Annotated in this window: 8 protein-coding genes and 2 pseudogenes; 6 read left to right on the plus strand and 4 right to left on the minus strand. The window is 59.5% G+C overall.

The window, feature by feature from the left end; all coding sequences use genetic code 11:
• Positions 1–18: 18 nt before the first annotated feature.
• Positions 19–1,647, plus strand: a complete 1,629-nt coding sequence (locus HJC00_RS30835) for an MFS transporter (RefSeq protein WP_221165106.1) — start codon at positions 19–21, stop codon at positions 1,645–1,647.
• A gap of 273 nt (positions 1,648–1,920) precedes the next feature.
• Here the strand turns inward: HJC00_RS30835 and HJC00_RS30840 are convergent.
• Positions 1,921–3,469 (minus strand): annotated as a pseudogene (locus HJC00_RS30840) (ISL3 family transposase).
• Between the two features lie 143 nt (positions 3,470–3,612).
• On the opposite strand from HJC00_RS30840, the gene HJC00_RS30845 reads away from it, so the two are divergent.
• Positions 3,613–4,641, plus strand: a complete 1,029-nt coding sequence (locus tag HJC00_RS30845) for an IS110 family transposase (protein ID WP_207603950.1) — start codon at positions 3,613–3,615, stop codon at positions 4,639–4,641.
• 374 nt (positions 4,642–5,015) lie between these two features.
• Here HJC00_RS30845 and istB read toward each other — a convergent pair whose 3' ends face one another.
• Positions 5,016–5,765, minus strand: coding sequence for an IS21-like element helper ATPase IstB (gene istB / locus HJC00_RS30850; RefSeq protein ID WP_207603951.1), 750 nt, complete (start codon positions 5,763–5,765; stop codon positions 5,016–5,018).
• 31 nt (positions 5,766–5,796) lie between these two features.
• On the opposite strand from istB, the pseudogene HJC00_RS30855 reads away from it, so the two are divergent.
• Positions 5,797–5,979 (plus strand): annotated as a pseudogene (locus tag HJC00_RS30855) (SAM-dependent methyltransferase); the annotation flags it as partial.
• A gap of 40 nt (positions 5,980–6,019) precedes the next feature.
• On the opposite strand, the gene HJC00_RS33240 reads toward HJC00_RS30855, so the two are convergent.
• Both HJC00_RS33240 and HJC00_RS33100 read right to left on the minus strand, forming a co-directional pair.
• Positions 6,020–6,211, minus strand: a complete 192-nt coding sequence (locus HJC00_RS33240) for a hypothetical protein (protein ID WP_375337113.1) — start codon at positions 6,209–6,211, stop codon at positions 6,020–6,022.
• Positions 6,212–6,589: 378 nt separating this feature from the next.
• Positions 6,590–6,937 carry an ACT domain-containing protein gene (locus tag HJC00_RS33100; protein ID WP_311044202.1) on the minus strand — a complete coding sequence of 116 codons (348 nt, stop codon included), beginning with the start codon at positions 6,935–6,937 and terminating at the stop codon, positions 6,590–6,592.
• A 7-nt stretch (positions 6,938–6,944) separates the two neighbouring features.
• Here HJC00_RS33100 and HJC00_RS30870 point away from each other — a divergent pair, with 7 nt between their 5' ends.
• The 3 genes from HJC00_RS30870 (at position 6,945) to HJC00_RS30880 (ending at position 15,906) form a co-directional block, all read left to right on the plus strand.
• A complete protein-coding gene (locus HJC00_RS30870; protein ID WP_311044203.1) occupies positions 6,945–8,168 on the plus strand; it encodes an STY4851/ECs_5259 family protein in 1,224 nt (407 codons plus the stop codon).
• Positions 8,165–13,546 carry a DEAD/DEAH box helicase gene (locus tag HJC00_RS30875; protein ID WP_259672345.1) on the plus strand — a complete coding sequence of 1,794 codons (5,382 nt, stop codon included), beginning with the start codon at positions 8,165–8,167 and terminating at the stop codon, positions 13,544–13,546. Before HJC00_RS30870 ends, HJC00_RS30875 begins: the two co-directional genes overlap by 4 nt.
• 1,151 nt (positions 13,547–14,697) lie before the next feature.
• Positions 14,698–15,906 (plus strand): aspartate transaminase, encoded by a 1,209-nt coding sequence (locus HJC00_RS30880; protein ID WP_221165108.1) that lies wholly within the window; start codon positions 14,698–14,700, stop codon positions 15,904–15,906.
• Positions 15,907–16,604: the final 698 nt, after the last annotated feature.

Consider the following 16,604-nt stretch of genomic DNA (forward strand, 5'->3'; position numbering starts at 1 on the left):
GCATGAGATGACCGGCAGATGACCAGCACAGCCACCGAACATACCAGCCTGTTTGCGCCCCTTGAGAATCGCACCTTTCGATCAATCTTCCTCGGATCTCAGCTTTCGAGCCTCGGCTGGCTGATGCAGACGGTAGCGCTTGGCTGGCTGATGGCCACGGTTTCAACCTCGGACGTGATGGTTGCCCTCGTTCAGGCTTCGTCGACCTTGCCAGCGTTCTTTCTGGCCGTCTTGGTCGGAGCGATTGCCGATAACTACAGCCGCCGCATGGTCATGATTGTCGGCCGGAGCCTGATGATGGCTGCTGCAGCGATGCTGACGATCATCATGGCGTTTGGCATTACTGATCCTTGGCTGATCCTCGCGTTCAGTTTTCTGGACGGCTGCGGCATCGCTTTGAGCGATCCCGCGTGGCGAGCCTCGCTCGGAGATATTTTGGAACGTCGCCATCTGCCGGCTGCCGTCACTCTCCTCAATGTCGGGTTCAATACGGTTCGCAGCGTCGGTCCCGCTCTTGGGGGAATAATCGTTGCCGCTTTTGGTCCGCTTGTGACATTTGCACTCACCACGCTCAGCTTTATCGCTCCCCTCACCGCTTTGTGGCGTAACAACTGGAAGGTCCAACGCTCGACTCTGCCGCGCGAAGCACTTAGGACGGCGATCTACGACGGTCTGCGCTTTACGGCCATATCCTCGGAAATCAAGTCAACGATTGTGCGCGGGACGCTGTTCGGGTTCGCAGCCACTTCCACCTTGGCATTGCTGCCGCTTGTTGCACGCGATGTCGTGAAGGGCGGACCGATCGGCTACGGCATCATGATGGGCGGTTTTGGCGCCGGCGCGCTTCTAGCCGGGCTGATCAATCCCAAACTTCGCAGACTGCTCACGCAGGAATGGATGGTGGTGCTCGCCTGTATTGGCTGTGCTGTCTGCGAGATATCCCTTTCATTCACGTCTTCGCTCGCCGTTGCAACGTTTTGCCTTGCCTTTGGCGGCGCCGGCTGGGTAACGGCATGGTCCGGGCTTGGCGTCAATGTGCAACTGGCAAGTCCGCGCTGGATCGTTGGCCGCACAATATCGATCTACAGCGCCTTTACCTATGGCGGCATCGCTGCTGGGAGTTGGTTTTGGGGCACGATCGTTCAAAACCACTCGCTGCCGATGGCGCTCGGTTGGTCCGGTGTTGCGACCCTCTTGGTCGCAGCACTTGGGCTCAAACTGCCGATCAGCAATCGTTCTGAATCGGAACTGGAACCCTCAGGCAGCTTTAGCGCACCTGAGGTCGCGCTCGATCTGAAGCCAAGAAGCGGCCCCATCCTCGTCACGACGGAATATGTGATCGCTGACGAGAACGTGGACCGGTTCCTCGAGATCATGCAGAAGCGAAGATACGCCCAAAGCCGAGTGGGCGCACGGCAATGGACGCTGACCCGCGATGTGCAGGAGCCGTTACGCTGGTTGGAAACATTTCGAACGCCAACCTGGACGGATTATCATCGACTGCACCATCGCCTGACGCAGGCGGATAAGGAACTGGATAATCAAGTTTTCGATCTAAGCAGTTGCCCCCCGCGAACGAGCATTCTTGTCGAGCGAACCACTGCAGGCAAATCATCACCGCCGGTGCCTTATGTTTCGCAGAAATAACCGGCTGCGGTTCGCCGTTGATCGAGGCACAAAGCCTAAGCGAGGCTGGAGATATGCCTCGATGGCGCGATGGCTCATTCGAAGCCAGAAGGATTGACGCGGCGGAAGGCTGGCATTCGGACGTTGACGGATAGACGTGCGGAATAAGCCGACAACACACCATTGACGCTCGTTAAACCGCCGTGGGGATGTTTAGCCTGTCAATCGGCGTCCAAAATTCACCCCTTATCGGCATCCAAATATGGCTCTGACGCAGATTTGGTGCAATTTCTCTCATGTCGCGCCAATCAGGCGGGCTTGAAGAAGATCAAGCTTTCCGCGTCCGTACATCTGGCGCTTTACCAGCTTGAGCTTGGTGATCTGCCCCTCGGTTTGTCCATTGGACCATGGTGAGACGATCGCTGCCCGGACTGCTTGCATGTCTTTCGCCACGCCATTGCCAAAGGAGGAAAGCAGACTGTTGCGAGCGCGGTCGATCCACGGCGCGAGCTGGTTTTCCTCCTTGGACCGGATCATGTGATGGAAGTCGGCGATGATATCGCGAGCCGTAACGAGCAAGGGAACACCACTTTCGATAGCGGCGATGACGACGGTCTCGGATTTCGTCAGGTTGTCTCTGCTGGTTGTCAAAAGGCGGGCAATCGTTCGGGCGGAGGGAATGCGGGTCAACGAGTCCGCATCCGCCTTGTCGGCCCGCTTCCGTCGTGTGGCCCATTCACTCACGACCCGACGCGAACCACGAAAGCCCTGTGTTCTCAGTCGCCGCCATAGCTCAGTGCCGTTCCGCTTGCCGGCCGCCCATTCCGCGTCGAGCCATTCGAGATAAGGCTCCAACGAGCTTTCTCTGGACCGAAAGACATCGTTTCGTTGCCCTCTGAGCACCTGGCGGACCAAGCCGCGACTAAGACTGGTACGGCGCACAATCTCCTTGATCGTGACACCGTCCTTCGCCAGCGCAATGATGGACGCGTTCGTCTGTTCGCGCCGGAGATAGCCTTCGTATTGAAGGCGTTCGGCCGCGGTCAGGAGCTTGGGATTGATGCGTGTTGCACCGAGTGTCTTGCGGATTTGCCGCATCGATTTGCGGACAGCGTCCAGGAACGCACGGCTGGCATTCTCCATCAAATGCCATCGATCAGCGACCTGCAACGCATCCGGCAGCGCCTTTGCCGCCGCGAGCCCGTAAGCACCGCCGCGGTCGCGGGCAATGATTTGGATTTGGGGGTTCTGCCGCAGCCAAGCTTCCGCCGTCGCAGGCTCACGGTCCGGCAACAGACGAACCGGCCGCCGACGCTCCAGGTCACACACGATCGTGCCGTAGCGATGATTGCGCCGCCCAGTCGTCGATGCCAATCACCGAGGGCGGGGTCGACGTTGGTAATCCTTGCCTGCGGATGACGCGCAGCAAGGTGTCGTTGCTGACGGGAAGCATCAGCCGCTGGGCAAAACGCGCCGCCGGGCGTCCTCCAAGCGCAAGCGCCAGATGGTGGATGACATGCTCAAGACGCCCAGTTCGTCTGGCATGGGGCGGTAGCACATCGCCAAACCGCTCAGCGAATATCTGCCTCCCGCAAAGCACGGCATCACAAGCGAACCTTCGTGTCTGCACGAGCAGCCTGACGCGTTTCCCAGAGAGGGGAAGGTCCGCTACCTGGCGGCAATAGCGACTTCGAACCGTTCGCGACATCCGTCCGCATGCCGGACAAGCCGCGGTAGCGCCGGCTCGGGAAAGCAAAATGCAGGTTTCATCGTCAATGTGGGTGATGCGTTCGGCGATGAAGCCTGCCGGAACCAAATCAGAGGGGCGAAACTTGGTGCTCATCATGCTGATTCCTTTGTGGAAACCAGCAAGGCAGCATCATCACAACTGCATCAAAACTGATGGTGTGGAACGGCCCTTCGCACCGGCATCCAAGATGCCTATCGTGGTGACGCCAATCGCCACAAGACAGAAGGAACCGTTCCATGGAGAAGATTACTACAATCGGACTGGATTTGGCCAAGTCAGTCTTTCAAGTCCACGCCATCAGTGAAGACGGACATATCGCTGTCCGACGTGCCTTGCGGCGATCACAGGTGTTGGAGTTCTTTCGTCATATCGAACCATGCCTTGTCGGAATGGAAGCATGCGGGAGTGCCCACTACTGGGCCAACGCGATCGGCGAATTTGGTCATACGGTGCGGTTGATGCCGCCAGCGTACGTGAAACCCTACGTCAAACGTAACAAGACCGACGCCGCGGATGCGGAGGCGATCTGCGAGGCGGTCACGCGCCCGACAATGCGCTTCGTGCCTATCAAATCACCTGAGGAGCAGGCTGCCGGGATGGTTTTGAAGACCCGAGAGTTACTCGTGCGTCAGCGAAGCCAGACGGCGAATGCGATGCGTGCTCATATGGCCGAGCTCGGGATCGTCGCCGCGGCCGGCATGACCAGTATTGCAAAGCTCGTCGCCATTTTGCGCGACGATCGTGACGGCCGTCTACCAAACTCGGCCAGAGCTGCGCTTTTGGAGATGGCCGATCAGATCGAAAGGCTGACAGAAAGGGTTGAGGTGCTCGACAGTAAGATTGTCGCAGCAGTGAAAGCTGATGATGCCGCACGTCGTTTAACAACCATCCCCGGCGTCGGTCCTATTATTGCAGCGACTGTTCGTGCCGCGGTTCAGGATCCGGGAGCCTTTCGAACAGGGCGGGATTTGGCCGCCTGGATCGGCATCACGCCAAGAGCGAACTCCAGCGGAGGGAAGGAGCGGCTTGGCAAGATCTCGAAGCGCGGCAATAAGCAGTTACGAACTCTACTGATTGCCGGTGCTACATCGATTCTGAAACAGGCTCGCAGAGGTTCAAAGCTACCAGGCTGGGTCGTTTCAATAATGGGACGACGCCCCTACAAAGTGGCAGCCGTGGCCTTGGCTAACAAGATGGCCCGCACGATATGGGCGATTTTGGTCAAGGGCGGCACATACCAAGCGCCAGCGATGGCAGAGGTGTAGGAACAGAATTCCCGGCGTTTCTGCGTCGGGATAAAGCGGCAAGGTACGAAAGCGTGATGAACCCGAGGGGCGATACCTCGATGTCGATCAGACCGTCTGACTCACTGCGCCTTTAAAGCGCGCAAAACTGATTAGGCGATCGACATCGCGGATCTCATCGTGGCCAGCGGTCAATGACCGCGCTCACAGGCCGGACATATGACTGCACCGTCCGGAGGCGATTTGCGCTGAAAAACCTTGCCAACCGGGCCGTTCCACATATGAGTCAGAGCCCAATTTTGACCCCCTGGTGATGTAGATCAGCGCTTGGCCTGCCCGGCGCTGGCCGGGGTTGCAGAGGGTAGGCCAAGTGCGGGTGATGTCGTTCTTCGGCTTTAGCTTTGAGAGCGGTTCTTGAAGCGCCAGGACTTGTTTCCGGTTTCGACAATCTCGCAATGATGGGTCAGACGGTCGAGAAGCGCCGTCGTCATCTTGGCGTCGCCGAACACTGTCGGCCATTCTCCGAACGCGAGGTTCGTGGTGACGATGATCGACGTGCGCTCGTAGAGCCTACTGATCAGATGGAACAGGAGCTGACCGCCAGCCTGGGCAAATGGCAGATAGCCGAGTTCGTCGAGGATGATGAAGTCGAGACGGTTGAGATAGTCGGCCGTCCGCCCTTGCTTGCCGCTGCGCGTTTCCGTTTCCAACCGATTGACCAGATCGACGACGTTGAAGAAGCGCCCGCGTGTTCCGTTGCGGATCAGTGCACGGGCAATCGCGATGGCGAGATGGCTCTTACCGGTTCCCGTGCCGCCGACGAGGACGACGTTACGCTGATCAGCGACGAAGGTGCCGGTAGCCAGCTCTCGCACCAGGGATTCATTGGCGGGCGTATCGGCGAAGTCGAAGTCGTCGATGTCGAAGTCGTCGATGTCCTTGGCGAGCGGCAGCTTGGCGATGCTGAGTTGGTAGCGAATGGAGCGTGCCTGCGTCTCGGCGATCTCCGATTGCAAGAGATCGCCGACGATGCGCGGCGGTTCGTGCTGTCGTTTGATGCCGTTGCCCATGACCTCGTCGTAAGCGCTGCGCATTCCATAGAGCTTCAGCGTACTCATCAGTTCGAGAACCTGTGTGCGTTCCATCAGCTTGCGCTCCTGAGGCTGTCATAGCGTGCGCAGTCGGCGACTCGAGGATTTGCTTGCCCGCATTCCCGCAGGCCGTCCAGTCATCCAGATCACCTACGGGCCGCTGTCGCCGGTGATCAAGATGCCGGAGCGATATGTTGTTTCACATTACGACTTCGTCATCCGCAACATCCCGCCGGCACAGCTCTGGACCTATCGACGTTCCGGTTAAGCCCGTTCACGGCGCGATATTCACGTTCTGCATTTCAGATTCAGAATCCTAAGAAAAAATGGCTGCCGCCGACCTCGTATTCGACGACAGCCAAGTTGCCTGGGATGACCTGCCGGCCAATATATTCCGAAAGCGCCGCCTTGGCGGGGATGGAGAAGGATGTCTTCGTTCCGGAAACCGCGGCTTTGAGAGATCCGGCTTCCGCCGTCAGATCGACGCGCACAAAATTCATAGCGGGCGAGCCGATGAAGCCAGCGACAAAGAGGTTGGCGGGCTTGTCGTAGAGTATCTGCGGGGTGTCGATCTGCTGGAGATTGCCTCTCCTGTCCGTTGAACACTGGCTTCAGCACAGCCACACGATCGCCCATGGTCATGGCCTCGACCTGATCGTGGGTCACATAGAGCGTCGTTACTCCGAGGCGCTGGTTGAGTAGCACTTTGTTATGCCCGCGGCGCGACGGCAGCTTCCCACGTCCCCAGAGAATGAACAGGCATACATGCGCGCCCGCTGCCAGTGTGTGACAAAATGCGCGTAGATTTGACGGTTCTATATTACCCTGTGCTGCGGCTTGCTCGCAAAGTTAATGAAGCTTCGCCGGCCTTATGCGACTTACTGTCCGTCAACATTGCGCATCGCCCGCGCGGACTTGCCCTGCAGCGAGATAAGGAGCTGCAATGCTCGGTCAGCCAGGCCCGCCGGCACAAAAATATGGTCGTGGTGATATGCTGCCACCATGTTGCACGGTATGCCAGCTTCTGCGAGACAGGCAGCAACGCCCGCCGTGAGGCCGACGCCATCGAGAGCAGAATTCACATTGAGTGTGATCTGGCGCATCGCCAGTGAGGTTTCGAACCCCGCTTCGTACGCCTCTCCTTTCTCAAGGACGACTGCGAAGCCTTCTCTTTCATGAAATGTCGCGATCCGGGGAGCGATCGCCGAGTCGTCTTCGAAAGCCACGCTGACGATCACGCCCCGGAACGAACGGTCGAATTCTCTTCAGTTCAGCTTCACAGGAGAGATCCCGCTTTCCGTGTTGAAGCCGGTCGTCGAAGAGCTGATGGCACGCATCAGCGAGCAGGACGCGGTTCTCGACATGGACTTCATCGGGGATGCAAGGACATCGATCAGGGTCAAGCGGTATCGATATTCGCAGCCTCACTATCGAGACGGGCAGATCGTGCTCGACCAGACGATGCCTTCCGATCCAGTCGTCCGGATGATCCTACGGCCCGCTGAAGAACACCCCCTGAGCTCCAACCCAGATGGCACGTTCGCGCTGCCCGATCCCTGCGAGGGGCCATGTCTCGTCTACGTACGTGACGGGCCGGACGTCGTCTCCAGACCGCTCCTGGTTCGGCTTCCGGCGGCCGATGTGGGTGAATCCCATTTCCGCTCCGCGCTTTTCGCTCCTGATACGCGGACCAGAATGGAGAAGTTCGAGGAGGCCATTTTCCAGTTCGAAGCCGGAACTCTGCCGCCCGACGACGTCAACTACCTTCTCGATCTCGCCACCAATCTGAACGGTCTCCCCGCGGCGGCATTCGACGTCCTCAAAGTCATGGCACGACGGCCGCGGTCGATGCTCCGCCTCTTGTTCAAGGCAAGGGACGATGCGCAGAGACAAGCTATCTGGGCGCTCCAGGACCAGTTGCCATTCCTGTGGCTCTCCCTGCCATCGAAAGCGTGGCGGGACATCCTCGTCGCAGAGAGAGAAGAGTTCGAAACCGCGCTTTCGCTCGTACAACTGCCCCCGGAGAAGGTCTTCGAATTCCTGGCCAACCGTGTCAGGTCTCTGTGTGACTCGCTTCTGTCCCTTGAACCTGCACTCGCCGCGGTTCTCGACGTTGGAGGCGCGAAGGCGGAGCCGACGTTGAACATGGTGCTGATGGAATACGTACGCGATCAGCATCTTTTCGACGACGAGACGTCCCATAGGAACATCGTCCGGAATCCTGTCCTGGAACTGTTGTCGCAATCCTCCATCCGCCTGCCGTCGGAGTTCGAAAACCACAGTGTGGCGGAGTTCGAGGGCATCGCGGTTCCTGCATTTCTCGCGGCTGCCGCGACTGGCAGGATTGCATCGAGCGGACTTTCAGACGTCGTGGTGCGCAGAACCCTCCGCGAGCACGGCCGCTACGTATCCTTCGCCTACCCGCATCTCCTACGTTTCTACGAGGCCCTTTCTTGAAGCCCTTTAATACGCTTTCCGATATTCGTCGCAGATCTGCCGAAGCAATCATCGCTCAGTCGGGGATCAGGAACGTGGCGCTCGCCGACCATATGCGGCGCATGTTCGGCTCCGACACGCCAGATGCAGGCGCCCTGCTCCAGCGGCCGGTCATCGAAGGATCGCATCCTTACGTCGCCGCCAAGAAGACGATGTCCGAAGTAGAGGCATCGGTGCTGCACCCTCGCTTCGTCTCGATGCTGGATGAGATCGGACCATCGAACGACTATCGGTTCCCCAAGGGGCGCCGTCCCTTTGCCCATCAGTTGACCGCCTGGGAGCATCTGGCTGGCCGCGCGGCCCGTCAGTCCGTTCTAGTCACCTCGGGAACCGGTTCGGGCAAGACGGAATGCTTCCTGTTCCCGATTTTGAGCGACCTTGTCCGACAGCTCGATGCGACGAGCACGCCGCTCGAAGGCGTTCAGGCAATCATGTTATATCCGTTGAACGCGCTGATCGAAAGCCAGCAGGAACGGCTGTCCACCTGGACGGCGCCGTTCGGCGGAAAGATCAGGTACTGCCTCTACAACGGCAACCTTCCGCAATCCGAACCGAACTCGGTTCGTCGGGAGACACTTGAGAAGCTCAGGGATCGCGAGCAGCTACGAGCTAGTCCGCCCCCGGTTCTGGTTACGAACATCACGATGCTTGAGTACATGCTCGCACGCAGCGAGGACCAACCGATCATCGAGAAATCCAAGGGAAAACTGAAGTGGATCGTTCTTGACGAGGCGCACTCGTTAGTGGGCGCCGCCGCGGCTGAGATTGCGCTACTGCTGCGTCGCGTTCTCCTGGCCTTCGAATGCAAACCCGAAGAGGTTCATTTCGTGGCGACGTCGGCCACGATCGGGAGTGGCGACGACATACAGGCGCAGCTCAAACGGTTCTTGGCCGACGTGGCGGGTATCGAGCATGCGAACGTGCATGTCGTCGAAGGTCACCGCCAGCTTCCCGGCCGTCCTGCGAAACGCGGGAGGATCACCGATGTCAAAGCCCTTTTCGACGCTCGGCCCGAAGAGCGTTATGAAGCACTAGCGGCCGACGATCGCGTATGGAGCCTCATTTCTGATCGACTGTTCAAGGGGCCGCTGACGCTTGCTGAATTCGAACGATCTGCGCAGTCTCTAGGTCTCGACGCAGAACAATTCCTGACGCTGCTGTCGAGCGCGGTCAGGCCGCATCCCGACGCGAAGGAGGACGAGGAGAGGCTTGCGCCCGTGCGTGTGCACTGTTTCGAGCGGGCTGTACCCGGCTTGTGGACCTGCGTGAACGATGGCTGCTCGGCGTCGCCGGCGGGCTGGTCCTTCGGCGCGGTATATCTCGATCGCTGCGACTTGTGCCCGGCGTGTAGCGCTCCGGTTCTCGAGATCGTGAGCTGCTCGGAGTGCGGCGAGGTCGTTCTCGAGGCAATCGAACTTCCGAATGATCGGATCCGCGGTACCCGCCGCGACCTGGGCAAGGACGAGTTCGAAGCCGAGGCGACTAGGGAGGACGACGGCACCGGCGACGACGCGGATGACGAGGCCGATGACGCCGAGCAGGGGTTGGTCGGGAATGTGGTGGGAACCGAGATACTGATTGGCATAGCGGCCGGCCCCGACTTCCGACCATTGCACCTGTCGAGAACCGACTGGAAGATCGAGGCTGTTGCGTCGCCCGGCTCTGCATCCGTGTACTCGGCCTTGAAGCAGGACTCGTGCCCGTGCTGCCAGATCGGCGCGACTAACGGCGTCGACAAGCTACTTCGCCCCGTTCGCTTCGGAGCGCCGTTCATGATTGCGAGCGCCGCACCGATCCTTCTCGAAGGAGTGGACCCAGAGGTGGACAGGGAAGCCTCGCCGTCTCAGGGTCGGCGCGTCCTATCGTTCACGGACAGCCGGCAGGGGACGGCCCGCATGTCGGCCAAGATACAGGCCGAGGCCGAGCGAAACTTTGTCCGCTCGTTCGTATATCATACCGTCCAGCATTCGCTTCAAATTGGGACCGCGGTAGACACGTCCGAGATAGAGAGGACGATAGCAAGCCTCGAGCCGGTCGTTGCCGCCACCAGGGATCCTTCACTGCAGAATCTGCTCGACCAGCAGAGAAAAGCGCTCGCCGACGCATCCAAACCTTCACTGGAGGGAGTCACATGGGACGATATGGTCGCACGTCTGTCGCAGCGAAAAGAGGTCGGTCAGTGGGTGAAAGAGGTCTGGGAGCCTCGCGATCCGGGACTGTTCAACGACAGCAGGAAGCTGGCTGACTTTCTCCTGCTCCGAGAATTCGCGAGGCGCCCGCGAACCGCGCTTTCTCTTGAAAGCCTCGGGCTCGCGCGGCTCCGCTTCGCCGTGATCGACAGCCAGACTGTCGTACCGCCCGCTTTCGCCCGACATGGAAAGGGGATCGAGGACTGGCGCTCTTTCCTATACGCCATCACCGCGTTCTTCCTGCGCGCCAATTCCGCGGTCGCGATCCACCCGGCGGTCATGCACTGGATCACGCCCAGGGCGAAGATGCGGGGTTTGCGCGCTCCGGGCAGGACCACTGATGGCGATAGGCGGTTTTTAGCGTGGCCGGGTGTCCCGAGGAAGGGGAATCCTTCGACGCCTCAGTTGCTCCTGATGAACGGACTTGGGCTCGATCGGTCGCGGCCAGATCACCGCGCCGATTTCGAAGAGATATTCGACAGGGCATGGCATCAGCTTCAGGCAGTGTTCAACAGCGATCCGGATCGCCCTGCCCTCGACCTGCGCAAGGCCCACATCGCGCCCCTGCCCGACGGCTATTACTGCGCCCTGACGCGCAGAATTGTCGACATCGCCCCATTCGGCTCAAGTCCGCTCGTCCGGGCGTCGAGGCATTCCGCCCGCCGCGTGGCAGAGTCCAGGAAGATGCCCAATCTTCCCGCGGTTCTGCTCGGCGACGTCGACTTCGACGAAGGTCGGCGGAAGATCCGCGAATGGCTTGAGGACTCCGAAGAGGTGAAGGGTCTGCGGGCAGACAGTGCCTGGAACAACATTTCGGACCGCGTCGCCCTGTTCGCTGATTACTCGCGGTCTGCCGAACATTCGGCCCAGCAGGACGCCGCCGTACTTCAGCATTACGAGGCGCAGTTCAAGGCAGGGAAAATCAACATTCTGAATTGCTCAACGACGATGGAGATGGGCGTCGACATCGGATCGGTCTCGACGGTCCTGATGACGAACGTTCCACCGTCGATTGCCAATTACAAGCAGCGAGTGGGACGCGCCGGCCGACGCAGGCAGCCATTTTCGCTCGCCTTCACCTTCTGCAGGGACCGCCCCCTCGACCGGGAAGCCTTCAATTCACCGGAGCGGTATCTGGCCCGCACCTTGGCGGCGCCCAAGGTGGCGCTGAGCAGCCGCCCGATCGTTCAGAGGCACGTGAACGCCTACCTGCTGCGACGTTTCATGCTCGCGCGCGGCGGCAACCCGCTCAAGATGGAAATCGGGGCGTTCATGGGTACTCCGGCGGTGGTCGGCGAGGCTAGGGCCATTGCGGAATTGCGGCCGATCGCGGCGTTTCGCGAGTGGCTTGGAAATCCTTCGACAGCCGCCGCGGTCGAGAGCGAGCTCACAAGCCTCGTCAGGCACTCGGTTCTCGAAGGACAATCCGATCTCGTCGAGAGCTGCTTGGAAATCGCGACGCTTCTGGAAACGGGGTTCGTAAACGAATGGACCGGCTTGCAGGCTCTCGCCAAGGACGAAGGCATCAAGGTTGCTGCCAAGGGGAGAATGGCTCTCGAGTTGAAGCGCCTTTGCCAGGAATTCCTCCTCAGCGCGCTAGCCGATCGCGGCTTCCTTCCAGGCCACGGCTTTCCGACCGGCGTCGTCACGTTCGTCCCACACAAACCAAAATCCACCGACCCGCAGGATGGACGGCGCACGACGCGGCTTATCGGACCGCAGCGATCGCTCGACCTCGCTATCCGTGACTACGCCCCAGGTTCCGAGATCGTCCTAGACGGTCTGGTGCATAAGTCCGCTGGCGTGCTTCTGAATTGGAAGCGGCCGGCGAGCGAGGAAAACGTCCGCGAGGTTCAAAGCCTAAAGTTCCACTGGGTGTGCCAGAGCTGCGGCACCAGCGATACCGGACGTGACCTGGTGACCGAATGCCCGATCTGCGCGGGGGCAGTGAGAAATCAACAGTATCTCCGTCCAGCAGGGTTCTCCGTAGACGCCCGAGAGAAAGCGCATGCGGAAACGGACATCATCTCCTACGTCCCCCCGGAAGAGCCGAGCGTCTCGGTGCGCGCGAGCGCTTGGGCTTCGCTCCCAATGCCAGATCTCGGCCGGTTCAGGAGCACGAGAGAAGGGTCCGTCTACTACAGCAACAGGGCGCAATCGAAAAACGGATACGCCCTCTGCCTTCACTGCGGTCGCGCGGCGCCCGATCACCAGAAGCTTGAGAACGGCGATCCCGATCCTACGCACTCATCTCCGCTCGAGCTGCACCTTCCACTGCGATGGAAGAAGGGCGAGAGTCGACTATTCTGCGAAGGCAACGACAGTTCCTGGGCCATCAAGAGGAACCTGGAACTCGGCTATGAGATCACGACTGACGTCTTCGAGCTCCAGCCGTCTGCGCCCATGACAAAAGCTGCAGCAACCGCGCTTGTCATTGCCCTGCGCGAGGGCGTGGCTCGCGACCTCGGTATCGAAGCAGACGAGATGGGATTTGCGACGCAAAGCTGGGACGGCGTCCTCGCCCAGCGTGTCCGGTCGATGCTCGTGTTCGACCGCGCCGCAGGAGGAGCAGGATTCTCGGCTGCGATACCAGCGCGCCTAGTCACCGTCCTGCGGGAGGCTCGGTCGATACTGAACTGTCCGAATCCGGGATGCTCGACGGGATGCGCGTCATGCGTGCTGGTGTCCGACGCTCCCTTCGAAGAGGGTCGACTAGATAGAACCGCAGCTTTGGACTTCCTTGACGCTCATCTCTCGTTCAATGACGACGTTCCAACGGAGGACCGGTTCGGGGCGGATCCAGTGCTCTCCGCGTCCACTTTGGACGAAGTCAATCGGCTTCTCGTCGACTCTGCGAAGCCTATCGTTCACGTCTTCCTTCCCGAGGCGACGGATGCCGGACAACTTTCAGAGTGGGCGTCGCTCTCGCAGTTCGGAAAGTGGTACTCGCAAGGATACGACGTTCGTTTCGTCCTGCCGGACGTCGCCCTTTCTTCCTACGACGGTGCGAGCAAGCTGGCATTCTACGATCTCGGACAGCGTTTCAGCCGAACAGGAGGCACCTTCGCGATCCTGTCTGGAAACCCGGCCGCCGAGGCCAACGGCGCGTTCGCTGGTATTATACGCGAAAAGGAAGGACGTCGACCTTAATATCACGTTCCAACGTGTTGCTCACGGTCGCTACATGCATCTGCGTTTTACCGGTGGGAAGCAGGCGACGATCGTGTTCGACCAAGGTTTCGGGGCATGGAACACGGTTGGAAACGGGGCGGCGTCCACCCGTTTCGAGTTCCGAGATCCGCCCGTCCGTCAGGCGGAGTCGATGGGCAGATGCGGTGCGATGGTAAGCAAGACAGGTCTTGGTCCCACGTACCTTGTGGCGAGCATCGATTAGCGATGTTGGGTCTCGGAATTATCGTCGCCTGATTACGACCGGGTCGGCCTGGCCAGTCCAAGCTGACCCGGTCGCTTTGGACCTCTCCAAAGACGGGGCATTTTGATCGAGTGCTCTCCATATCATCCCTCCCCTCCTGAAAGGCCGTGCGCAGCTCGCTCCACACCGGATTCGGAAACGCCCACTTCCCCGCATACGGTCTCCACCCGATGAAGATAACTAACGTCATCGCCCGGCGTCATCTTCATGTTATAATCCTGTGGGGATTGGAGCCCTATCTGCGGCAAGCGACAGTCTCCCTGCCCTCGCATGGCAGCAAAGCCGGCCCCATCACTTAGTTGGAGGGAAAATGGTTTCGCCACCGCCTGGCGGATTGTAGCATTTCCGACTTTGCTGCCGCGTGAGTGAACGCTTCTTTTCGTGTTTGATGTATTCCCTTGAGATCTCATGGCGACGGCCCCCGACGCACTGGCACCCGATTGTCTACCAGGCTGGCGAAGCTCGATTTCTCAGAGTTCAGGAGGGTTTTCCATTTCGCGGTCGGCCTTTGTCGGACACTGATTGCGCATGGAGTTCTGCCGAAGTTTCCTCTAAGTACCAGAACAAGTTGAAAGAAGTTCTATCCTGTACGACCCGTAAAAATAGGCACGGATTTTGCTGCTTGTAGAGCGAGCGGTTTAGGGGGGTCTTCAAAGGGGCAATAGCGCAATCTGGAACTTAAGTCCTGATGCTCTGAATTCGTCGGGGGTCACGGGATTGGCAATCAACTTTCTCAAGCTGTCGGCGACCATGATCCTGCCATCACCCATCACGGATTCGTCGACCTTTTCTGACCGGAAAGATGCGCGGCGAAACCGACGCCGTTCACTGAGGCCTATCCAGCCTCTTCAGAACCGAGGAAATCCCAATGAGCACCTTCGTGCCTGCATCGCGTGTGTCCAATATCAAGATCTCGCCGAGCACGGCTGCGGCAGCGCGTGCTCGCGATCTGACGGCGGCAGGTCGCGACATCGTCGATCTTACCGTCGGCGAGCCGGACTTCGATACGCCTGACAACATCAAGGCCGCGGCGCATGAGGCCATCGACAGGGGCGAAACGAAATATACGGCCGTCAACGGCACGTCAGCTCTGCGCAAGGCAATCCTCGGCGATTTTCAGCGCCGGCTGGGTCTCAGCTACGCGGACAGCGAAATCTGCGTGGGCGGCGGCGCCAAGCAGGTTCTGTTTCTGGCGCTGATGGCGAGCGTGGAAAACGATGCCGAGGTGATCATTCCCGCACCATACTGGGTTTCCTATCCAGATATGGTCATCGCCAACGAAGGCAAGCCGGTCATCGTCGAATGCCCGCAGGAAGCACGCTTCAAACTCACGCCGGAAGCATTGGAAAAAGCGATCACGCCGAAGACCTTGTGGCTGGTTCTCAACGCGCCGTCCAATCCGACGGGCGCGGCATATGACAGGAGCGAACTCGAAGCCCTCGGCAAGGTGCTGCTGCGCCATCCCCACGTCTTCGTGCTCTCCGACGATATCTACGACCAGATCTGGTTCAAGGACGAGCCGATGACGACGCTGGTTGCCGCCGTCCCGGAACTGAAGCAGCGAGTTCTGCTCACCAACGGCGTCTCAAAGTCCTACGCCATGACCGGATGGCGTATCGGCTACGCGGCGGGTCCGGCCGCCCTGATTGCGGCCATCAACAAGCTGCAGTCGCAGATGTCGTCCTGCCCGTCGTCGGTCAGTCAGGCCGCCGCTGCCTATGCGCTGTCTTCTGACCAGTCATTCGTTTCGGAATGCGTGAAGGTCTACAAGGAGCGCCGCGATTATGCGTGCTCACGGCTCAATGCCGTGCCCGGCCTCTCCTGTCTCGTACCGGACGGAGCCTTCTATCTGTTTCCGAACTGCGCCGGTGTCATCGGCAAGAAAACCCCCGAAGGCAAGACAATCGAGACAGACCTCGATTTCGTGCTCTACCTGCTGGAAGGCGTCGGGGTCGCGGCGCTGCAGGGTGCTGCCTTCGGGATATCCCCTCACTTCCGCCTCTCGATCGCAACGTCGATGGAGGTGATCACGCAGGCATGCGATCGCGTCGAACGCGCCGTTGCCGACCTGTATTGATTGCAAAGAGGCCCGTGGGACTTGCGCTCCACCGGCCGCAGATTTTCGAAACGCGTCAAGATGGTGATCCGCGGCTCATGACGCAGCCTTCATGAGTTGTCCGAGTTGAAGACTATCGGACCGCCTCTCCAATGCAGTATTCGCGGACGAACTGCGACACGAGATGTCGGCAACCCCACAAAACCCTCCGAATAGCGACAACGAAACACGTGCGATCCCGGAGGCTTACCGGCGTAACCTGATTGGCACGAGCAGTGCTCAGAGTAAGCCGGGTCCCTAGAGACCTGATCCTATTTTCGGAGACCAAGCGACACTGAAAACACCGTGGCTGCCGGAACGTTTGGAGAGAAACCCGATGCGGATGCTGCTTTTAGAGACTCAGGCCTTCCACTCAACTCCACTTTCAAAGGGACATCGTCATGAGTGAATCCGTTCGCTTTGTGTGGCAGAAACTTCGTCGCCATTTCAAGACTGATGATCTGACAGTTCTCGTGAGCTCACGCCGACAATTTACCGCACATCTCCTGGCAGATCTTCAAACCACTATCGAGGACCTAGTCGCACCTTGGTCTGAACCGCGCCGGGTTTGCCGGAGGCTATTGCGTTTAAGTTATGCGGCCATGGCTGGTTCGTCTAGCATGGCGTAATATTGCTCTTCAGCTTCGGCTGGCGGCATGTTTCCGATGGGTTCCAGAAGC

It is taken from the genome of Rhizobium sp. NLR22b (assembly GCF_019685295.1).
Classification (GTDB): Bacteria; Pseudomonadota; Alphaproteobacteria; order Rhizobiales; family Rhizobiaceae; genus Rhizobium.